General features: G+C 43.9%; 16 protein-coding genes and 8 tRNA genes. 16 read left to right on the forward strand and 8 right to left on the reverse strand.

All coding sequences use genetic code 11. The annotated features are described in order from the left end of the window. Position 1: 1 nt before the first annotated feature. From C3F22_RS02525 to C3F22_RS02540, 4 genes are all read left to right on the forward strand, one after another. Entirely contained in the window at positions 2-538 is a 537-nt protein-coding gene (locus C3F22_RS02525) for a chemotaxis protein CheW (protein WP_004784984.1), read from the forward strand. Positions 539-584: 46 nt separating this feature from the next. Then, a complete protein-coding gene (locus tag C3F22_RS02530; RefSeq protein WP_005236998.1) occupies positions 585-2,654 on the forward strand; it encodes a methyl-accepting chemotaxis protein in 2,070 nt (689 codons plus the stop codon). A 168-nt stretch (positions 2,655-2,822) separates the two neighbouring features. After that, a complete protein-coding gene (locus C3F22_RS02535; protein WP_104425854.1) occupies positions 2,823-7,340 on the forward strand; it encodes an Hpt domain-containing protein in 4,518 nt (1,505 codons plus the stop codon). Then, complete coding sequence (locus C3F22_RS02540; RefSeq protein WP_034701963.1) at positions 7,341-7,799, forward strand: hypothetical protein; 459 nt, start codon at positions 7,341-7,343, stop codon at positions 7,797-7,799. It abuts the gene before it with no gap. Positions 7,800-7,857: 58 nt separating this feature from the next. Here C3F22_RS02540 and dapE read toward each other — a convergent pair whose 3' ends face one another. The 3 genes from dapE to C3F22_RS02555 all read right to left on the reverse strand — a co-directional run bounded on the left by dapE (position 7,858) and on the right by C3F22_RS02555 (position 10,258). Next, complete coding sequence (gene dapE / locus C3F22_RS02545) at positions 7,858-8,994, reverse strand: succinyl-diaminopimelate desuccinylase (RefSeq protein ID WP_034701961.1); 1,137 nt, start codon at positions 8,992-8,994, stop codon at positions 7,858-7,860. Positions 8,995-9,117: 123 nt separating this feature from the next. Further along, on the reverse strand, positions 9,118-9,267 hold the full coding sequence (locus tag C3F22_RS02550; protein WP_004784975.1) for an entericidin A/B family lipoprotein: 150 nt from the start codon (positions 9,265-9,267) through the stop codon (positions 9,118-9,120). A gap of 115 nt (positions 9,268-9,382) precedes the next feature. Then, the gene (locus C3F22_RS02555; protein ID WP_104425855.1) at positions 9,383-10,258 is read right to left on the reverse strand and encodes a DUF1853 family protein; all 876 of its coding nucleotides are present in this window, start codon (positions 10,256-10,258) and stop codon (positions 9,383-9,385) included. Positions 10,259-10,346: 88 nt separating this feature from the next. Between C3F22_RS02555 and C3F22_RS02560 the strand changes: the two genes are divergently transcribed. The 11 genes from C3F22_RS02560 (at position 10,347) to C3F22_RS02610 (ending at position 13,205) form a co-directional block, all read left to right on the forward strand. Continuing rightward, positions 10,347-10,784 carry a YbaN family protein gene (locus C3F22_RS02560; protein WP_034701955.1) on the forward strand — a complete coding sequence of 146 codons (438 nt, stop codon included), beginning with the start codon at positions 10,347-10,349 and terminating at the stop codon, positions 10,782-10,784. Beyond that, on the forward strand, positions 10,781-11,293 hold the full coding sequence (elsL, locus tag C3F22_RS02565; RefSeq protein ID WP_034701953.1) for a cell wall-recycling L,D-carboxypeptidase ElsL: 513 nt from the start codon (positions 10,781-10,783) through the stop codon (positions 11,291-11,293). The genes C3F22_RS02560 and elsL overlap by 4 nt, the downstream gene beginning before the upstream one ends. Positions 11,294-11,794: 501 nt before the next feature. Then, a tRNA-Val gene (locus C3F22_RS02570) sits at positions 11,795-11,870 on the forward strand. A 30-nt stretch (positions 11,871-11,900) separates the two neighbouring features. Then, positions 11,901-11,977, forward strand: a tRNA-Asp gene (locus tag C3F22_RS02575). 49 nt (positions 11,978-12,026) lie between these two features. Continuing rightward, positions 12,027-12,103 (forward strand) — tRNA-Asp (locus C3F22_RS02580). Between the two features lie 21 nt (positions 12,104-12,124). After that, positions 12,125-12,200: transfer RNA gene (locus C3F22_RS02585), tRNA-Val, on the forward strand. Between the two features lie 13 nt (positions 12,201-12,213). After that, positions 12,214-12,290: transfer RNA gene (locus tag C3F22_RS02590), tRNA-Asp, on the forward strand. A gap of 30 nt (positions 12,291-12,320) precedes the next feature. Continuing rightward, a tRNA-Val gene (locus tag C3F22_RS02595) sits at positions 12,321-12,396 on the forward strand. A gap of 23 nt (positions 12,397-12,419) precedes the next feature. Next, positions 12,420-12,496 (forward strand) — tRNA-Asp (locus C3F22_RS02600). Positions 12,497-12,597: 101 nt separating this feature from the next. Further along, positions 12,598-12,673: transfer RNA gene (locus C3F22_RS02605), tRNA-Val, on the forward strand. 70 nt (positions 12,674-12,743) lie between these two features. Further along, positions 12,744-13,205 (forward strand): DUF2750 domain-containing protein, encoded by a 462-nt coding sequence (locus C3F22_RS02610; protein ID WP_005236987.1) that lies wholly within the window; start codon positions 12,744-12,746, stop codon positions 13,203-13,205. 17 nt (positions 13,206-13,222) lie between these two features. Here C3F22_RS02610 and C3F22_RS02615 read toward each other — a convergent pair whose 3' ends face one another. The 4 genes from C3F22_RS02615 to yccS all read right to left on the reverse strand — a co-directional run bounded on the left by C3F22_RS02615 (position 13,223) and on the right by yccS (position 19,777). Next, entirely contained in the window at positions 13,223-14,017 is a 795-nt protein-coding gene (locus tag C3F22_RS02615) for a YdcF family protein (RefSeq protein WP_104426977.1), read from the reverse strand. A 97-nt stretch (positions 14,018-14,114) separates the two neighbouring features. Beyond that, positions 14,115-16,772, reverse strand: a complete 2,658-nt coding sequence (locus C3F22_RS02620; protein WP_104425856.1) for a PepSY domain-containing protein — start codon at positions 16,770-16,772, stop codon at positions 14,115-14,117. Between the two features lie 184 nt (positions 16,773-16,956). Next, positions 16,957-17,517 carry a YcxB family protein gene (locus C3F22_RS02625; RefSeq protein WP_034705657.1) on the reverse strand — a complete coding sequence of 187 codons (561 nt, stop codon included), beginning with the start codon at positions 17,515-17,517 and terminating at the stop codon, positions 16,957-16,959. An 85-nt stretch (positions 17,518-17,602) separates the two neighbouring features. Beyond that, positions 17,603-19,777 (reverse strand): YccS family putative transporter, encoded by a 2,175-nt coding sequence (gene yccS, locus C3F22_RS02630; RefSeq protein WP_034705659.1) that lies wholly within the window; start codon positions 19,775-19,777, stop codon positions 17,603-17,605. Positions 19,778-19,922: 145 nt separating this feature from the next. Here yccS and C3F22_RS02635 point away from each other — a divergent pair, with 145 nt between their 5' ends. Beyond that, the gene (locus tag C3F22_RS02635; protein ID WP_034705661.1) at positions 19,923-21,134 is read left to right on the forward strand and encodes a multidrug effflux MFS transporter; all 1,212 of its coding nucleotides are present in this window, start codon (positions 19,923-19,925) and stop codon (positions 21,132-21,134) included. A 79-nt stretch (positions 21,135-21,213) separates the two neighbouring features. Here the strand turns inward: C3F22_RS02635 and C3F22_RS02640 are convergent, their stop codons facing one another. Continuing rightward, a complete protein-coding gene (locus tag C3F22_RS02640; protein WP_104426978.1) occupies positions 21,214-21,921 on the reverse strand; it encodes a nitroreductase in 708 nt (235 codons plus the stop codon). Positions 21,922-22,427 lie beyond the last annotated feature (506 nt).

Genomic DNA, 22,427 nt, shown 5'->3' on the forward strand with positions numbered 1-22,427 from the left:
TATGGCAGCAAATGGATTTATCGAATTGCTTCGCATTGCGAAACGGGGAAATAAAAACTACGTTTCTAATGAAAATGAAGTCAACCGATGGTCAGGCATTGCTTTTGAGATGATGGGGCAATATTTTGTTGCCCCGCTGGGGGAAGTATCCGAAGTGATCTATCCTCCAAAATATACGCTAGTTCCTAATACTCAATCATGGGTGTTAGGATTGGCCAATATTCGGGGAAGGTTATTATCAGTTTCTGATTTGACTCAATATGTATCAGGACAGAGTAGCCAGTTTTCACCGACTCAAAAAGTATTATGTATTCACCATAATGACCAATATGTCGGTTTGGTCGTTGATCAAGTTTTGGGTATACAACATTTTAATAAGAAAAGTTTTTTTTCTAAAACTACTGAATTGGATAATAACTTACAAGAATACTGTCAGGGATTTTTCCACCAGCATAACCAGCAATGGCATGTGTTCTTATTCAGTCGTCTGTTGCAAAATCCAAAATTTATGAACGCATCTATAAAATTTATAAATTAAACGTCGCGCACGAAAGTAATAAAGACGTAAATCGGGGAGAGGCTGCATGGGCTTTAAACTTAAAAAGAAAAATACAGGTGAAGGTAGCCGCAAAAGTGGCAATACTTTTTTATCCAAGATTCAATCACAAACAGACCAGTTGTCACGTGTATTTGGTGATAGTGAAAAGTCTAAACCGTTTATTTATGGCGCAGCCGGCTGTCTGTTAGCGGCAACCATCACTTTATTGTATCTTTTCTACAGTGTGCCACGTGCTAACCAGCTGACACAAAGTCTGGGTGATTTACGTCTGCTTTCACAAACCATTTCTCGTCAGGCGACTGAAGCAACGGCTTCTGGTACACCTGAAGCGATGAAAAAACTGACAGATTCTCAAAAAGCTTTTGCGGAAAACCTTGAGATTGTAAAAAATATTCATTCCAATAATGAGGCACTGCAAGCAGTAGATAAACAGTGGACAGAAGTGTCTTCTAGTATTGACCTGATTGCATCGCAACAAAAAATCATTAACCAGTTATATGACACCAACATCGCAATTGGTGAAGCCATACCGGGGATTCAGGCTGAATATAACTTGATGGTCGACCAGATGGCGCGTCAAGACATGCCGTCTAACCAGGTGGTCATTGCGAAAAACCAGGTATTCATTGCGGAACGTATTTTACGTTCGATCAGCTTGGTATTGACTGGTAACGACGGTTCACGTGAATCAGCGGACGACTTCAGTGCCGATACCGAAACTTTCGGTTCATACTTAAATGCACAGTTAAACGGTTCTGCTGAACTGGGTGTACAACGTATTACTGATCCAAACCTGCGCGAGTCTCTGGAAGGCATCAAAGCGGAATATGATGATGTACTTCAATCAGCATCTGCGACAATCCTGAAAAACTCTGCGCAAATCGTAAAAGTACGTCAGGCATCTGCGTCAATTTTCTCGCAATCGGATGCCCTGCTAGATAACCTAAACAAACTGTCTGGTAACTCTGGTCTGAAAACAATCGTTCCAGCGGTACTGTTAATTCTGTTATTGATCGGCTTCCTACTGTGTGTATTCCGCCTGTTAACCCTACGTGGTGCATCGGACAAACAGCGTGTAACCCGTCTTCAAGAAGAATATGACCGTAACCAGAATGCGATTTTACGTTTACTAGACGAGATTGCCGACCTTGCGGATGGTGACTTACGTTCATATGCAACAGTATCGGAAGACTTTACCGGTGCGATCGCCGACTCGATTAACTTCGCGATCGACCAGTTACGTGACTTGGTATCTCGTATTACCGAAACTTCTCAGGAAGTTGCGCAATATACAGCGACAACTCAAAGCATTACCAACCAGTTAGCTGAAGCATCTGAACACCAGGCACAAGAGATTGCGGGTGCATCTGCTGCGATTAACGAAATGGCAATGTCCATTGACCAGGTATCTGCCAACGCGGAAGAATCTGCAGTCGTTGCGGAACGTTCAGTACAAATTGCTGCAAATGGTGCAGACGTTGTACACCGTTCTATTGAAGGTATGGATACGATTCGTGAACAGATTCAGGAAACCTCTAAACGTATTAAACGTCTGGGTGAATCTTCACAAGAAATTGGTAACATCGTAGCCCTGATTAACGATATTGCCGACCAAACCAACATCCTGGCTTTGAACGCAGCGATTCAGGCGTCGATGGCGGGTGAAGCTGGTCGTGGTTTCGCCGTGGTAGCGGATGAGGTCCAGCGTCTTGCGGAACGTTCTGCATCTGCAACCAAACAGATTGAAGGCCTGGTAAAAACCATTCAAACGGATACCAACGAAGCCGTAATTTCAATGGAACAAACCACAGCCGAAGTTGTACGTGGTGCGAACCTGTCTAAAGATGCCGGTGTGGCACTGGATGAGATTCAAACGGTATCGAATAACCTGGCAAAACTGATTGCGAACATTTCCGATGCTGCGAAACTTCAGTCTGCATCTGCGGGTCATATTGCGACCACGATGAATGTCGTACAGGAAATTACTTCACAAACTACGAGTGCAACCTTCGATACAGCACGTTCGGTATCTGAATTGGCGAACATGGCCGATGCATTACGTGAATCTGTATCTGACTTTAAACTACCAGAATAAAGTCAGAAAGTATGAGGGGAGTGTGCCTTAACCTAGGTTGAGGCACATTCAGAAATACAGATAAAGCCTCGACAAGATGGACTTGACTACATAAGGTTAGGTCTCGCGTGACGGTCACAATTAAGTTTGAGCGCCCTTCTTGGCGGCACAACGTAAGAAGCATTAGCTATGAAAGAAATATTAAAAAATTTAGTTGAAACGACAACGCTTCCTGAAGACAGTTATCTTGATCAAGATGCAGAAATTCTTGAAATTTTTGTCGAGGAAATCGAAGAGATTTTCGTTGAGTTAAATGCTTTATTTCCAGAATGGTTGAGTGATTCGGCTCATCAGGAAAACCTGAAAACCATTCGCCGCCATTTTCATACCCTGAAAGGTTCAGGCCGTATGGTGGGGGCTAAATCTGCGGGTGAAATTGCTTGGGCAGTGGAAGATACCTTAAATCGGGTACTTTCAGGTTCAATCCAGTTAACGCCTACGATTCAACAGTATGCCAAAGCTGTACTGAATATTTACCAGTTTACTTTATATCCAAAATTCAAACAGGTGCAGGAACTCGATGTTGACCTGCGTCCAGTCGTGCTTTTAGGTCAGCAATTACAACAACAAATGACACCTGAGCCGGCTTTAGAAGAACTCTTGCAACTGGCAGACAGTCTGACTGCCGAAGGCCAGATCACAGGTCTTGAGCTAGGTGATTCGGCTGAAGATCAAGATATAATTGCAGCAATAGAAATAAGCACAACAGAATTTGAGCTTGAAAAAGCCGAAACTGAAGATGCTGCACGCAGTGATGTAGAAGAAACCGTAGCAATCTTTATCGAGGAAGCCGAAGAGCATCTCGAAACGATTGCCAAGTTCCTGCATAGCGAAAATGAAAAAGTGCAGGATTATAATGCATTGATTCGTGCTATTCATACTTTGCGCGGCAGTTCGTCCATGGCACAGATCGAAGAAATCTTCGAGGCTAGCTCTAAAGTAGAACATCTGTTTAAAACACTGCTTCAGGATGAAATTGCATCCACTTCAAAAGAAACTGCTGTATTAATTCAGTATGCTGAATTTGTCAGCGACTATCTGCATTTGTTACGTCAGGGTGATAGCAGCAAACTGGCAGCAGTGTATGCGAATTTTGAGCGTGTCTGGAATGATTATGGCTTCGCAGCCACTGAAGCGGAAACAGTTGAAACCCAAGGTCTGGTAACCAAGCTGGTTGAACTGGAGATTGACCTGTTACTGGATGCCGAGTTTGAATTCGATAAACGCGCTAAAGTCGATTATCCAGAATATATTCAGGCTTTAAGCGAGCAGGCTGCCGAGCTGCTTGCACATACAGATAACCGTGCCGCACTGGGTATTCATGAGTTTACGACAGATTTAAAATCTGCCTATGATGCCTTACTAGAAAAACCGGTACTGCTGAACAGCGATTATGCCTATGAGCTGTTTGCCCAGGCACATCAGGAATTCATTCATTTATTCGATACCCTGGCAGCAGGCCAGCGTGTCATTTTAAATGATGATACGCAAAAAACCTTGAGTGAACTTGCTGCATTCGTACAGCAGGATCTGAAAATCTTTGCCGAAGACAATGTCCCTGCTGAGCAAGTATCAGAAGAAATTTCTATTCCTGAAGCTGCAACCACAGCCAGCATTGACTTTGCTGCTTTAAGTCAGCGTATTGCCTCTGACCGCCAGTACATCGACAGCGCAGAAACTCAGCGTGATTTCGATGAGGATCTACTGAATATCTTCCTGGAAGAAGCGGATGAATTACTGGTAGGTATTGATGAAGATCTGAATACCTGGAGTAAAAAGCAGGATGATACGACTTCACTTAACAATCTGATGCGTCATTTGCACACCTTGAAGGGCGGTGCAAACATGATTACCGCTTCTCATATCGGTTCGATTTCGCACGAACTGGAAAGTATTTATGAGCGAATCATCCGTCAGCAGATTGCAGTAACGCCTGCTCTGATTCAAATCATTCGTCTGGTGCAAGATAACGTTTCTGACCGTATCCAGTCGATCCGTGATGAAGGTATCGATTATCCAGCGGTTGAAGCAATTTCGATTCTGCAAAATATTCAGGCATTGGTGGCTGGTCAAGCTGTTGCGGCTCCGGTAGAAGCATCAATTCCTGTTGTCGAGTTTGAATATGCAGGAGCTACTACTGAATCTGAAGAGACAGCAGATGAAGCACCGGAAGAGATTGCATCAAAAAACACAAGTTCAGATCTAGAACCAACTCTAAACTTAGAAGATAAACAAGTTGAGCTTACTGAAACAGAAACTTTGACTGAGCCCGTTGAGGTTGTAGCAGAAGAACGTTCTGAAGAAGATGAACTGAAGTCGATTGTTGAAGAAACCTTCCTGGAAGAATCAGAAGAGATTCTCGACAATACCGAAAAACTGCTGAACCAATGGTTTGATCAACGTAGTGACCGTAGCTTATTGCTTCAATTACAACGTGCTGCCCACAGTATCAAGGGTGGTGCGCGCATGATTGAAAACGAACAGGTGGCCAGCATTGCGTATGAACTGGAAACCACATTCGAACAGTTTGCGGTATATCACTTTAACTCGAATGCTTATGATGGCTTGCTGCAAAAAACACTGGCCTGGTTAAGACAAGCTATCTTCCAGCGTGACTATAGCAATTTTGAACAGATCCAAAGCAGTCTGAAAAAGATTGCTTATGTGGATGTTACTGCGCAGCTGCCGGAACGTCTGGCTAAAACAGAAACGCTGGTCACTGAAAATAGCTTCGAGTTTGTCGAAGGTGATGGTACTGAGCCACCACGTATGATGGGTGAGTGGGTCGATACCGGTAATACCGATACCAGCCACGAGATGATCCGTATCTCTGCTGATCTGGTTGAGAAGATGATTGACCTGTCAGGTGAGAATGCGATTAACCGTTCGCGTATCGAGATGGACTTAGGCCAACTTGGCAATACCCTGAACGAGATGGAACTGGCAATCAAGCGTCTGGCGGATCAGTTGCGCCGAATGGAAGGTGAGCTGGAATCACAGATTATTGCCAAACACGGTTCAGACAACTCGCGCTATGCAGACTTTGACCCGCTGGAAATGGACCAATATTCGTCACTGAACCAGTTGTCCAAGTCGCTTGCGGAATCTGCTTCGGACTTGGTTGACTTCAAGAGCACTCTATCTGACAAGATTCGTGAAACTGAAGGTTTGTTATTACAACAATCACGGATTCAGGCCGAGATTCAGGAAAGCCTGATGCGTACCCGTCTGGTACCGTTTGATCGGATGTTGCCACGTTTACAACGTATCGTACGTCAGACGTCTACGACCTTGAACCGTCCGGCAGAACTGATTGTTCAGAATAGTGAAGGTGAATTAGACCGTAATATTCTGGAGCGTCTGGTAACGCCATTCGAACATATGCTGCGTAATGCGATTGACCATGGTCTGGAAGATACAGCAGACCGTATTGCCTTGAACAAACCAGAAGTCGGTTCAATCCTGTTGAATATCAGCCGTCAAGGTACAGATGTTATCGTCTCATTTAGTGATGATGGTAAAGGTATCGATGCTGAGAAGATTCGTGAGAAAGCACTGAGCCAAGGCCTGATCAAAGAAGATCAGACCCTGGATTCGGAAGAGTTATTGCAATTCATTTTCCACCCGGGCTTCAGTACCGCTAAATCTGTAACCCAGATTTCAGGTCGTGGTGTCGGACTGGATGTAGTACAAAGCGAGATCAAGTCGCTGGGCGGTCACGTATCTGTCAGCTCTGAAGTAGGCAAAGGTACAACCTTCACCATTCGCGTACCGACGACTGTAGCAGTCAGTGATGCCTTGATGGTAAAAGTGGGCGATCAGCAATATGCCGTTTCTCTGGCGCAAATCGACCGTATTGTACGTATTGCACCATCTACTCTGGAAACTTACTTCAACAGTAAAGACGATTTCTTCAAGATTGATGGCGTTAATTACAAATTGCGTTACCTGTCTGAATTCGTATCGAATCAGCCAATTCCACGTCTGAATAATGTGGTGCATTCATTGCCAGTATTGCTGATAAAAGGCAACAGTGGTCAAGCCATTGCCTTGTTAGTCGATCAACTTGTCGGTTCACGTGCACAGATCGTGGTGAAACCAATTGGCCACCAATTCGCCAATATTGGTGTAGTGACCGGTGCGACGATTCTTGGTGATGGTCAGGTCTGTCTGATTCTGGATGGTCAGAATATTGCCCGTCAGATCCATGGTACACAGCGTGTGAAACACATGCAGGATCAACGTGATGGTTCACGTTCTGGTAGTGCTCGCCGTCTGGTGATGATCGTGGATGACTCGGTGACTGTTCGTAAGGTGACCTCGCGTCTGCTTGAGCGTCAGGGCTATGATATTGTCACCGCCAAAGATGGTGTGGATGCGATTGAGCAGCTTGAAAATGTCCGTCCGGATCTGATGTTGCTGGATATTGAAATGCCGCGTATGGACGGTTTCGAGGTTACGAACCTGGTTCGTCACCACGATATTCACCGTGACCTGCCAATCATCATGATTACTTCGCGTACCGGTGAGAAACACCGTGAACGTGCCTTCAGTCTGGGCGTAACCCACTACATGGGTAAACCGTTCCAGGAAGCTGAATTACTGGCGAACATTCAACAGTTAATTGCTGAAAAACAGGGGTCATAAATGAGTCAGAATACGACTAATGCCAAAATGGCTGATCAGATTAGCCAGCAGGAACTTCAGCATTTAATTACGGTATCTACCGGATTTATTGATGCTTATATCATTGACTGTTACGGCAAAGATCCAATGCTGTTACCGCAAAATATTGTCCTGTCTGCGCTGGATAGTGATACCCAGGTTAAAGTGGTTGAATGGCATGATGCGCAATTACCGGTTTATGCAGTTAATGATCCAACACGTAAAAGTGGTGTGGCGCTGGTGATTGAAGGAGATGAGGTGCATCAGCGTTTTGCCCTGATGTGCAATGAAATGCCGAAAACCATTCGTCTGCGTATTTCTGAAGTGGTTGATGCCGATCAGCAAGTGACTGACCCAGCAGTATTCCAGTATGTGCGTATGGGGGATCAGTTATTTCACATTCCGCAAATGAGCCATATCCAGTCTTCAATCGGTCTATAATTCTTTTGAATGTATAAAAAAAGGAACTCATAAGAGTTCCTTTTTTTACATCTGGTGATTAATTGGCTAACAGGTTCACCAGAATCTGCTCATAAATTTCAGCCAGTGGTTCAAGATCCGCAATATCGACATGCTCATTAATCTGATGGATCGTGGCATTCAGTACACCGAGTTCCAGCACCTGTGCACCGGTAGGTGCAATAAAGCGACCATCTGAGGTACCGCCTGAAGTTGATAATTCAGTTTCAGTACCAGTCACAGTTAAAATGGCATCTTTAGCGGCATTCACCAGTTCACCTACTGGTGTCAGAAAGGGCAGGCCAGATAAAGTCCATGAAATCTCATAATCCACACCATGACGATCCAGAATTTCCAGCATACGTGCTTTTAGTTCTTCAGCAGTCACTTCAGTTGAATAACGCCAGTTGCACAGCAGATTCATGGTGCCCGGGACAACGTTGGTTGCACCGGTACCGGCATTGATATTTGAGATCTGGAAAGACGTCGCAGGGAAGTATTCATTGCCATTATCCCAGACTGTTTCGCACAGTTCCGCAATGGCTTTAGATGCTGTATGAATTGGATTCACAGCAAGATGCGGATAAGCCACATGACCTTGTTTGCCTTTGACAGTCAGGTTGGCATTCAATGAACCACGACGGCCATTTTTGACAATATCACCCAGTTTGTCGGTACTTGATGGTTCACCTACCAGACACCAGGTAATTTTCTCGTTACGGGCTTCCAGAGTTTCAATCACTTTTACCGTACCATTGATCGATGGACCTTCTTCATCTGAAGTGATCAAATAGGCAATTGAGCCTTTATGATTCGGATATTTTTCGACAAAACGTTCAGTGGCTACAACCATCGCAGCCAAAGCGGTTTTCATGTCGGCGCTACCACGGCCATAAAGCTTGCCATCACGAATTTCTGGCGCAAAAGGATCAGAGTTCCAGGCATCCAGGTTGCCGGTTGGCACAACATCGGTATGGCCAGCAAAACAGAAAACCGGGCCTTCAGTACCTTTACGCGCCCAAATATTATCAACATCTTCAAAGCGCATTGATTCAATATTGAAACCCACCTTCTTCAAACGTTCTGCCATGATATTCTGGCAGTCATGATCAATAGGGGTCACAGAAGGCTGACGTAATAATTGCAGGCTTAAATCAAGAGTCGCGGAAGATGTCATATGGTGAATTCATAAGTCGATAAATTTGTCGGCTCTATGATAGGCGAATATGGCCTGTAATGTGAATGTTCCACATAAAAAAACCCTATCTGAGATAGGGTTTGTGGAGAAGCTAGAAAGAGTTTAGTTTTGACGAATTTCTTCAGAAGTTTTTTCTGCAGTGCCTGTTACAGCTTCGCCTGCTTTAGAAACGTCTTTACCCACACCTTTTACAGTGTTACAGCCAGTTAAAACAAAAGCCATTACCAATGAAGCAGCAAGAATTTTTTTCATCATCATCTCCGTATTATCGATAATAAAATTATTATGATGTGGAACTAAGATTAGAAAATATACGACATAAAAAATATGTGGTTTTCATAGTGCTTCGGTTAATAAATGTAATGTTTTAAAAGGGTTTATGCACAGGAAAGGGTAGTAGAAGCGGGCTGCGATACATATAAAAATCCTCTTGATCAGCCTTTTTATAAAGTCCATTTGTCCACCAATAGGGACTTGAACTACTGATCTGAGCATTAGGATAAATCCACTCATGACGCTGCAAACGATAGAAATTAGCCGCTGGGTCGGGAATCTGCTGGCCCCATAAGCCTATGCGACGTTGGGTATTGACCCAGCCAGGTAATGTCTGATCTGCCCGATGCACTGGAAGATAAAGCTGGCCTTTTAACATGCAGAAACGCTGCTCAATCTGCTGATCCAGAGCCTCCTCAAACTGAAACTGTTTCTGGGTAAAATGCTTCATTTTACGGATTAAAGTATCGGTACGGTTTAGGCCATACCAGTTTGGCAGGCTAAAATCGGCTTCTGCGAGGTAGTATTTCAGCGCCACTTCCCAGTGTTCAGTCTGGCCTGTCTCTGTATTGAGTAACAGAAAATCCAGTTCACCTAGCGTTTTAGCACCGTCAATTTTCTGAATGCTATGGCCTAAAAGTTTATAAGGGTGATAAGCATCATCTAGCAGCCAGAACCAGACCAGCATTTCAAAACGTAGACCCAACCGGGTGCTTTTAAGCTGCTGCACGAATTGCTCCAGCTCTTCTGGATACTGGTCTAAATATTTCAGACGTGGATGATAATTTTGCAGGTGATGTTGCCAAGTCTCAGAATCATGTAATTCGAAAGCATGGACGACTTCAAGTTCGGCTGGAATTTGAGACAGAAGGTTTGGACTGCCAACAGCAAAGGCCAGTTGCCGCACCAAAGGATGCTGATAATATTGCCATGCTTCTACAAGATTGTGATTTAGACTGGAAAAGGGCATAGCACATCCTGTGAAAAGTGCACAAATACAACGGACAGATTTTAAAAACACTTTATACTACCCCTAATTTTGTGGGTAGGATCGATTTATGAAAATATTGTTTTGGCGAAGCCTGGTCGTACTGTTTGTCGTACTGGGTTTTATCGGCGCAATCTTGCCCGGCATGCCAACAACAGTATTTTTAATTCTGGCGGCTTGGGCGGCATCCAAAGGCTGGCCACAGATGGATGCATGGCTGCTAAATCATCCAAAATATGGTCCGACTTTAAGAGCTTGGCGTGCTAACGGCACTGTGCCACGCAAGGCCAAATGGCTGGCCAGTATCATGATGTTCATCAGTGGTATTATCATGTTATTTACGACAGCACCGTTGGCAGTTAAAATCTTTACTGATGTGACCATGCTGATTGTGGCGATCTGGTTATGGCGTCGGCCTGAACCGGTTCAGGACATAATCCATCCAGAACACATAGCCACAAAGAAAGTAGAACTAGAAATCATCAAGACAGAGAAAGAGAAGTCATGAGCCATTTGCAGCTGGATCAGGCAGAAATCCTGATTGATCTCGCCCAACAAAAACTATATTTGCCAAAATATAATAAGCAGTACCTGATTTCTACGGGTAAGAATGGTATTGGTGAAACAGAAAATAGTGGCAAGACGCCTCGTGGCTGGCATAAAGTCGCTGAAAAGTTTGGCCAGCAAGCACCATTAAACAGTGTGTTTATTGCCCGTCAAGCAACTGGTGAAATTTATAATGCAGAACTGGCACAGCAGTTCCCGCAGCGAGACTGGATTCTTAGCCGGATTTTATGGCTAAGTGGGCTTGAAGAAGGCTTCAACCAGGGCGAAGGTTGTGATACTTACCGACGTTATATCTATATTCATGGTACGCCTGATTCTGAGCCGATGGGTATTCCAATGTCCCATGGCTGTATCCGCATGCGGAATACGGATGTGGCCGAGCTGTTTGAACTGGTGAGCGAAGATGCGCTGGTCTATATTTCAGAACAGCCTCTGAATCTGACTGTTTAAATGACCTAAGAAGATTTGTAATAGATTTAAAATTAATTGAAATATCTTCTATTTAAATAAGGGAAAGTAGATGAGGTCATCCATCATCTATGTACTCTACTTTTATAGAAAAATAGACTTAGAAACATGATTTATAGCCCTCCAATAAAAGTCATCGATTTGTTTTTATAGGGCTGCAAGCTTTTAAAATAAAGATTACAGGATCACAACGTTGCGATGAGTTAGGCTTTGTATAATCTTTCAGCAATACTGAAGTTTGTTGCATGTTCAGGTCTCAATTTTCATGAGTAAAACCGTAAAAATCCGGCTTTTAGTTTTAGAGAGTATTCTTAAAAAATCGGTAGAGACTTAAAAAATAAACAAAAAGTGTTGTTTTTTTTAACAATCAACCTATTTTTTAATCACTCACACCGAAAAAGCAGAAAACAGTCAGAAAAGCGTTTGACAGTCTGTGAAGATTCTCTATAATGCACCTCATCAAGCGATGAAGTCGATTTGAAAGGGCGCTTAGCTCAGTTGGTAGAGCGTCTGCCTTACAAGCAGAATGTCGGCGGTTCGATCCCGTCAGCGCCCACCAAGCTTCTTTCAAAGTTGAGACACTTATAGTGCAGCGGTAGTTCAGTTGGTTAGAATACCGGCCTGTCACGCCGGGGGTCGCGGGTTCGAGTCCCGTCCGCTGCGCCACTTTAAGTTCTTGATGAATCGTTTGCCACAATAGCGACATTGTGTAAGTGCAGCGGTAGTTCAGTTGGTTAGAATACCGGCCTGTCACGCCGGGGGTCGCGGGTTCGAGTCCCGTCCGCTGCGCCATTTACATGATAGACCTTTTGAGGGCGCTTAGCTCAGTTGGTAGAGCGTCTGCCTTACAAGCAGAATGTCGGCGGTTCGATCCCGTCAGCGCCCACCAGATTTTTTGTGATGCAGCGGTAGTTCAGTTGGTTAGAATACCGGCCTGTCACGCCGGGGGTCGCGGGTTCGAGTCCCGTCCGCTGCGCCATCCTAAGAATCAAACAGTTTGACCCTTTAAGGGCGCTTAGCTCAGTTGGTAGAGCGTCTGCCTTACAAGCAGAATGTCGGCGGTTCGATCCCGTCAGCGCCCACCATATCTTCTAAAGATATACGCGATGCAGCGGTAGTTCAGTTGGTTAGAATACCGGCCTGTCACGCCGGGGGTCGCGGGTTCGAGTCCCGTCCGCTGCGCCATTTTTCATTCCCTGATGTGGAAAATGTGAATCAAAATTCAAGACTACGCGCTTCGCTTGTCTTGCATCATAAAAAATAACGATGTTATTTTTTACTCTTCAGGGCGCTTAGCTCAGTTGGTAGAGCGTCTGCCTTACAAGCAGAATGTCGGCGGTTCGATCCCGTCAGCGCCCACCATATCTTTCTTGCCTAAATCCTGAATATTTCATAGAATTCGAAGTCTATAATAATTTGAAGATTTCAGACTATGAGAAATCCATATCAGCGCAAGGCAGCGATCAAATCGCAAAATACCGCCTACGATCCGCTACAAGTTTATAAAAATTTTATTGAAGCTATTGTTACCCAAGGTGGCATTTTTGCACTTTACCAAGAGGGTTGGGCTTTGTGTGCCACGCCGACAGGACAGCGTGCTTTCGCGACCTGGCAAAGCAAAGGTCTGGCCAGACTACTCATTAAAGATAACTGGGCCAATTACCAGATTCAGGAAATTACCCTCAAAGATTTTGTTGAAAAGGTCATTCCTTTCTTACGTCAGGAAAGTACTATCGTGTCACTGGATCTAACACCAGAAGGGCAGAATATTCTGGTTGCGCCTGAAAAACTTTTGCTGGATCTTAAAAATTACCTATATCAGGTCTATGTACAGAAACCTGAACTATTCAAAAATCCAGCGATCCCTTCACCAAGGCATATCCGTTTAAATTAACTTAGTGTTTAAGTCACTTATTTAAATAGTGAATATTCATTGAGCAGCCAACCACTCAAAAAGGCAAAATATTCTCTTAACCAGGAGTTATAGCGCAGATAAAGAGGAGTGTTGGCACTCAAACTAATCACTTGCTGATAACCTTGGTGTCTGGCAATGGCACGAGCACGGGGGCTATGAAAATCACTGGTTGCAATCGCAATCGGATCATTTTGACTTATATTGTATTGTTCCAATATCACTTGAGAATACATCATGTTTTGAGCAGTACTTCTGCTTCGATCTTCAAGTTGAATGGGGTTGATGAGTTCCGGATAATTAGTATTGATATAGTGCTGCATGACCTCAGCTTCACTTTGCCTTTCTCGATAATTACGCCCACCTGTCATGATCATTAAAGCATCTGGATAGTGTGCTGCATATTTTGCTGCAGTATCCAGACGGCTTTTTAAGATGAGTGACGGCTGTCCATTCGAAATCCCGCTGCCTAAAACCAGAATAGCGGCAGGAGGCTGTGTAGATTCGTTTGTATGAATAGACATCTGGATATAAGCGAAGAAAACCACGACACTGATCATCCAGAGCAAAAATCCGGCCCAGAGGCTGTTCCAGAACCAGGTTCTAAATCTGGAATGCTGTTTCCAGCGTTGAATGTTTGAAAAGAGTAAAACATACAGAACCAATGCTATGCTAATGAAAATTGGCAAAAGAACACCGAAATGTCTTTGTCCGTGACTCATTAACCAGAGGCTGTTTATGCCAAGGATCAAACCAAAGATCAGGCTGAGATTTCGTTTAAGTGGGCTGGATATTCGGATACTCATATTTTTATTTATCTTCTTATCTCTTCTTCTATCTTATTAATAAAAAACCGGGCATGAAGCCCGGTCTTTTGTAGATCAGCTGATCTTAATATACATCACGACGATAACGACCATCCAGACGTAATTGATCTACTGTGCTTTCACCGAGAATTTCAATCAGAGCCTGATCGACATCGCTGGCCATGCCATTAATGCTACCACATACATAAATCACGGCACCTTGAGCGACCCAGAGTTTCAATTCTTCAGCTTGCTCACGCAATTTATGATGCACATAAACTTTTTCCTGCTGGTCACGAGAGAAAGTAAGATCCAGTCGTTTTAATGTACCCATTTGCAGCCAGGCCTGAATGGTTTCTTCAAAGAAGAAATCATGGGCACGCTGACGTTCACCAAAAATGAGCCAGTTCTGAGTATAGTCCTGACGGTTACGCGCACTCAGCAAGCTCATCAAACCTGCGATCCCCGTACCATTACCAATACAGATAATCGGGCGGTTATCAGCAATCAGATGGAAAGATTCATTCTTGCGAATACGCAGGGCAATCGGTGAATTTAGGGCAGTATGCTGTGTTAACCAGCCTGAGCCTAAACCTAACTGACCTTGCGCATCGGATTGCTGACGCACGACCAGACGTAGCACTTGCTGACTTGGAATACTGGCGATTGAATATTCACGTGTAGTCAGAGTTGGTAATTGCTGTAACAGCTCATCTACTGAATCAAAAGGATCAACCTGAGTCAAATCACGATTCCAAAGTGCCTGTTCGATACTTTGCTTCAGAGAAGGTACCTGTGTACCCGCGGCAATACGGTATTTCTCCATAAATGCACGGATACGTTCAGGGCTGTTTCCTGGTTGGATTTCGGCAATATCACCTGCCTGCCAGACAGCTTCATGCTGTGGAACCAGTTCAATATTGAACGCAGGCGCACCCAGACTATCTGGATTCAGCAATTCACGTTTGCTCAAAGTCCATTGATCGAAGGTTTTATCGATACCCATATCCTGCAACTCAAACTGGGTCACATGTGCAAGGGCATTGGTCCATTGCTGGATATGCTCATTATTGGCATTATCCACTTCAATGGTCTTGAAGAGCTGCTTGGCACCATTCTGCTGTAACCACTGGTCGATCCGATGACCAAAGCTGCAATAGGTATCAGGATATTCCTGGGAGCCTAGAGCCAAAACTGCATAATTGAGATGGCTGAGATCTGCTTTGGCAGACAGAATTTTCTTTTCGAAAGATGAAGCCAGGTCAGGCGCTTCACCTGTGCCATAAGTACTGGCTACAAATAAAACCTGTTCTGCCTGTTGCAGATCTGCAAGGCTTAACTGTTGTACTGCTTTAACGCTGACAGGTTGACGTGCTTCCTGTAAGGCAGTGGCCGTGCGCCATGCCAGTTGTTCAGAGACACCTGTTTGTGAGGCATACGTAATCAGCCAAGGCTTAGCATTTGGATCCAAAGGCAGGGCAGTTGTGCCTTGGCGTGCAGCCAGAGTAAGTTTTTTCTGCTTGCGACGTTTCAGATAGAGCATCCAGCCGGTTATAAAGAAAAGTGGCATGAGCAGTGACGCGACCATGGCAAAGAACTGATAAATCGGACCAAAGAAGCTGCCACGGTGCACCGGTAGCATACTGCTCATGATCTTTTCATTCAGCTTTTTGTCTTCATAAATTTCTACCGATGTAAAAGCTGCATCCTGATAGTTATAAGTAGCATTATTACGGGCACGCTCATGCTGAACTTCAACATCGGTAAAGCTGAGTTTTAATTCACCATCGGCTTTTTTAGGAATATTAAAAGTAACTGTTGAATATTTGTCATTGAATTCATTCTGGAAACCTGCCCAGCTCTTGTTCAATGCAGTAAGTAAAACGGTATCATCAACACCTTTCTCACGACCTTCACCGCGATTTTCGCGCTGACCTTCGCTTTGTGGACCGCGTTCGCCTGCACCTTCACCACGAGAACCACGTTGACCTTCACCACGTGATTCGCCAGCACTACGACCTTGTTCTTCACCACCACGGCCGCCTTGACCTTGCTGCATTTCAGGTTGTGGACGTTCTACACCCAGCACCTTGAACATACCATTGCGCCACCAGTCATAAGACCAGTACAGTCCGGTACACGCCAGGATCAGGTAAAAAATCACGACCCAGGTTCCAACAACCGCGTGCAGATCCCAGATAAAGTTACGACCTTTCAGTTGCGGCTTCACAGCTAGCCACTGCTTCACTGAATGGCGTTTTGGCCAGCGTAGGTAAAGACCCGACAAGACAAAGAAAATCAGCATCAGGGCACAGGCACCGGTAATCTGTTTACCGACGGGTCCTACAGTCAAATTACGATGTAGTTGCTGTACAAACTGGAAGAATTCACGACCTTTAATTTCAGGCAATACTTCAGCCGTGTAGGGGTTGACCATCATGTTATAACCACGACGTGCTCCCTCTTTTACAATATTGACCGTACTGGATGCACTTGGATCCTGTGCCACGGTAATACTGTTGATTTTCATTTCAGGGTTTTGGGTCTGGAAATGTTGATACAGTTGGGCAGGGCTAAGCTTGTCTCGCTCTTGAACCTGTACAGTATAACTGTCGCTATTCATCCATTTTAGGATTTGCGGCTCATAAGAATAAATAGCACCCGTGACTCCCATAATCGAGAGAATCAAACCTGCAGTAATCCCCAGAAACCAGTGGAGTTGGAAAAATGTCTTTTTAAACATGATGGTCAGATTTATGGTGGTATGTGTAAAAGTAGGCAAATTATAACTGAAGAATTAGAACAAATTATAGATTATGATGATAATATTTATTCTCATTATCATTTGTGTCGATGAGTCGGATAAAAGATAGACATAAAAAAACCTCCATGTCGAAACAGGAGGTCTTTCAAAACCGGGATGTGTCTTAGATTTCTTTTGGCGCGCCCACTTCTTCTTGCAGATGCTTGCGAATGGTCGCGAAAGAGAAGTTTTTACTGTCTAAACGTTTAGGCAGGATATAAGCACCTTGCTGACCTTTGACTTTAAAATTGATCAGCATGAATTCCGGCGTGTTATACCATTCATAGATGTCTTTCCAGCCAATAGCACCCACACCTTCCTGCATGCCCATTTTCTGGCGCATCACGATACCATGTGGCTGTACGCCAAGACGGATACCTTTAATTTCCTGTACCGGAAATTCATTCATCTTGCGTTTAACATACCATTCCAGACCAAAAGTACGGATCAGGTAATACAGTACTACACAGACAATCGCCACCCAGCAGATAACTGTTGAGTAGTTCTTGATCAGGATAATTCCCAGAATAGACAAGGTAACAATAGCACCCATGATCAGCCAAGCTTTCATACCAATTTTATTGGTACTACGCCAGATCATTAGCTGAGCATGACGCTGCTCAGCTTCTGAAATTTCATAGTTCACAGGCTGTAGGGTATAAGCGTATAAATTTTTCGCGGTCATAATGAAATTAACAGATTTAAAGCTGTAAAAAGTTTAGCATTAATTATGCTAATTCAGTGAGTATATTGTTCCAAAATCAGCCAAATTATAATGAAGCCAATTCAGTAGCCTGTTCGTCACGTTCATGACTCAAACTCTGCTTTAACTGACTCAATTGCTTCAAGATACTAAACATTAAAGACAGTTGTTGCAAAATGATCAGTGGTTTCTGGTCTTCTTCCTGCTGTTGTGACAGACGCTGACGGATATTCTGGATCATATTCTGGGTGCTTAGGTCAGGGACCTCATCATAGAGCAGGGCACCACGAATATTTTCTAGGGCTTGGTCCAGTAAGTCCAGTACATCCTGATCCTGAATTTTTTCACGATGCGCACCCAGCGCGGCAATATAACTGATAAAAGTATGATTCAGGCATAGGAACTCAAAAGCCTGTGATTTTTGCACAGGGTCGAAATCAGGTTCGGTGGCCAAAGTCGAGATCAGGGAAGCAACTTCAGCATCGGTATTATGGGCTGCACGGCGTACCACGCGGTAGGTCAGACCATTATTTCGTCCAGACTTATACTGTTCAATCACTTCACTCAAGTAGTCACATTCTGCCTGCAGGCTACGGCTAATGCTTCGTGGCAAGCGACGAAATTTCCAATCCGGGAAGATAAAGCTCACGCCAAACCAGGCAATCGCACAGCCAATCAGAGTATCAATCATACGGGGGATAGCTGCAGTAAAACCCATGCCGTCCAGATTAAAGTTGATCAGGGCCAGAATGGTAATAAAGGCAGTGGCCTGTGCATACTGTTTACTGCGTAATTCAAAGAACAGAATCCCACTCAAAATTAGCAGTAATAATTGCCCTTCAACGGAAGGAATGAAGTACAGAATGGCATAACCTAAAAGAATACCTGCCAATGTTCCAACGATACGTAAACGTAAGCGACGCTTGGTAGCATTAAAATTAGGCTGGCTGACGAATAGTGCTGTAAGCAGAATCCAGTAACCATACTGAATATCGGTCAGCTGGACAAAGATATAGCTGATTAGCAGCACAATCGATAGGCGAATGGCATGACGGAACAACACCGATTCAGGTGTCAGATGCTGTTTGACCCGAATCTTGATATCTTCCCAGCCTTTCAGGTCGTCATCTTTGAGCTGGTTTTCAATATGTTTAGTACGATCAAATTTGATATTACGTTCAGTTTCCAGATTGCGTAACTGCGCATCAATGGATTTCAGGTTCTGGAATAAGGCAAATAGGGCATTGATCCAGACCTGATCATACTGCTGTTCTGTACGCAATTTTTCTAGGGACAATCTCAGGTTTTCAAAGGCATGTTTGAAGCGTTTATTATGTTTATAGGTTTTGCGTTGCTGAATGCTTTCACTCAGGTCTTTACAGGCTTTGCCCTGAATCGACAGGATGCGCTGAAAACGGAACAAAATGTCGCTGTGTTCAAAAATTTTGGCCAGTTTCTGATAATCAATATGCGCAGAATCGGCACGCTCGTGAATATCTTGTGCCACAAAATAGTATTGCAGGCTACGACGGGTATCTTTCTGACCACGGTCACCTTTCAGACGGGTCAAAAGGACAGTCTTCATTTCATTAAAAATTGAAATCAGTTTGCCATTTTCCAGTGACAGCTCGATCATACTTTGCTGATAACTTTTTGCCGTCATATCGACATCGAACAGATTCGATTTGGCATAGAGGAAATCACCCAAAGAGGCATAACACTTAGCTAGATTGTCCTGTGCACGTCGCGCTGGAAATAGCAGGAAGCTCAATGTCGACAAAAAGCCATACCAGACCGCACCAATCAGCAGCAAGCTTGCCTGCTGATACCATCCATCAAATAGTTCAACCCCCAGCATGGAATAGACAGAAATCACCAGACAGCCATAGGAAATCGTGGCATAACGTCGACCAAGCGAGCCGAGCAGAATCAGGACAATACAAGAAACAATGAGGGCAGAAGCAAACAGCAGCGGATAAGGAAATAACAGATAGACTGCGACTGCGGTAATGAAGAAGCCTAAATAGGTATAGAACAGATTCAGGATACGCACGGAAAAGCGGTCATCAATATCACTTAAACCTGCGGCCACCACCCCAAGGGTGAGTGGAATAGTCATTAACTGCTGTCCTATGAAATAGGGAACAAAGGCAGTGCCTGCAAAAGCGATCAGCATACGCAGGTTATACATCAGGGTCGTATTATAAGTCGCGTGTTTAAGACGATTGAGCCAAGATTTCAACGGTGATCCTTTCTCTTGCAGTCTTTGCTGCAAAGCTGAATATACATATGAGAAAAAGTATATTTATAACTTTTAATTTCCATGTAAATCATACTATGCGCTATGTTAATTTGTCTGCCTACTACGCATTAAAATCTTTAATTACATGAACTCCAATACGACAGCACCACGGCCTTATGCCATGTCTTGGATTATTTTGCTGGCTTCACTGACTGCACTTGGTCCTTTATCTATTGATATGTATCTCTCTGCCTTACCCGAAATGGCAGCGGATTTTGGTGTCAGCACCCAGATGGTTTCCAATAGTCTGCCAGCTTATTTCCTTGGATTGGCGGTTGGGCAGTTGCTATATGGCCCGATCAGTGACCGGATTGGACGTAAGCCACCGCTTTATTTTGGATTGAGTCTGTATATTCTAGCAAGTCTGTTGTGTATGTTTGCACAGAATGAATGGAGCCTGATTGCAGCACGGGTATTACAAGCCTTAGGGGGATGTGTAGGTGTCGTGATTGCCCGAGCAACCATTCGTGATCGGCTGGATATGCAGGCGGCTGCACAGGCCTTTGCCAGCATGATGATTGTAACGACCATTGCACCGATTATTGCGCCAAGTCTCGGCGCATGGGTACTGATGTTTTTTGAGTGGAATATTATTTTCTTGGTGCTGATGGGCTGTGGCTTGTTTAGCCTAGTCTGTGTGCATTTTTTCTTTCAGGAAACCTTACCTCCGGAACGCCGCCTTAAACTGAATTTGCAGCAGGTATTGAGTTTATACCGAACCATTTTTCAGGATGAGAGTTTCAGACGACCAATGCTAGTGGGTTGTTTTTCTGGGGCGGTGATGTTCTGCTATATCAGCGCTTCTTCAGCTATTCTGATGGATCATTATCATCTCACTGAACAGCAGTTTGCTTATGCTTTCGGGGGGAATGCTGTGGGAATCATGCTGTTTTCGACTCTGAATAAGCATCTGGCTCAATATCTTTCAGTCTTAAGTCGTTTAAAACTAGGCGCTTCTTTACAGGGAATCGGTGTCTTGGCTTTACTGGTTTTAGGCTATCTGAATATTGAATCTGTTATCCTGGTTATGGCGGCCTTATTTGTCGTTGTAGCCTCAATTGGTTTTGTGGGACCGAATGCGATGGCGCTGGCTATGGCAGAGCAGGGTGCTCGTGCCGGAACAGCCAGTGCGATTATGGGCAGTATGCAATTTGCCTGCGGTTTGTTGGGCGGAGTTTTACTGAACTTTATGCTGTGGGATGCTTTATTCAATATGGCCTTGGTAATGGCGATCTTTGTGGTTATAGCCTTTAGATCTGTATTGAAATTAGAACTGCCTAGAGTTAAGCAGAGATAAGGAGCTGCAAGAACTCTATATCTCTGTCAGATGATCCAAGCAGCTCAAAGTTGATGCTTGAATCATGGCTTATCTAATTTTATTCTTCTACAAAAACGGCAAATTCCTCTACCGGGACACGTGGGGTGATAAAGGTATTTACGATATGGTCTGGATCTGCATAGCCTAGTGACATGCCACAGACCAGCTCTTCATCATCACCTGTGTCCAGTACATCCAGCACGATGCTATGAAAATGATTCCAGGCAGCCTGCGGACAGGTATCCAGACCACGCGCCTTGGCAGCCAGCATCACGTTTTGAATCATCATGGAAATATCCATTTTTGAACCTACGCCTAAATCTTTATGTAAGGTAAAGAATAGCCCCACTGGTGCATCAAATAATTCAAAATTACGCAGGTTCTGGCGTGCCATTTTCTCTTTTTCGCCTTTCTGGATATTCAGCAAACCATATAAGCCCCAGCCATTTTCACGGCGTCGGTCGATATAAGGAGAGAACCATTGCTCGGGATAATAGGCAAAGGTTTCTTTATATTGTGCGGCTAGTACCGGATTTTGATAAAGCTCCATTTGCGCCTGACAGACACGCTGCACCAGCTCATCGCGCTTTTTTCCGGTTAGCACATATACTTTCCATGGCTGGGTATTGGTTCCTGAAGGGGCGCGGCTAGCCACAGTCAAAATGTCTTTGAGCATGTCGGTACTGACCGGCGTATCTAGAAAAGCACGAACTGAATGACGGGAAGTAATGGTTTGATCTACAACATGAACGAGGTTTTGATCCATTTTAATTTCCAATCTCATATCCTTAATGATGGTGAAATGACTATAAACCAAACAAACCTTGTCGGGCAGGGGGTAATTTTAGTTTCACAGTGAATTGGGATGATTAATAGAAATCACATGAATGAGAATGTATTTAGGAGATATAGGAGCTATATAAATAGCCTAAGAAATTTATTGAATGCTTAAACAAAACTGCCTATAAAAATGAAACCAATACTTTAGATGCTGATATCTTGAGCAATTAACATCGATGGCTGTAACTATACAGAAAGTTAAGAGCAAAATAGAATGATTAAAATTCAATCTTAAAAATAAAATTAAATATCCGTTTTTAGATTCAATTAATATTTTATTTCGATTAGAATTTAGGGGTAGTAAACTATAAAAAATAATAAGTTATACTTATTTTTTATATATTTGCTAACTATAGTTAATAAAAAACAATAAAACTTTATACAAAGAAACAGCATAATGTGCGACTTTTCAGTTGAATACATGCATTTTGA

The organism is Acinetobacter sp. ACNIH1 (assembly GCF_002934695.1).
In the GTDB taxonomy this organism is placed as follows: domain Bacteria; phylum Pseudomonadota; class Gammaproteobacteria; order Pseudomonadales; family Moraxellaceae; genus Acinetobacter; species Acinetobacter variabilis.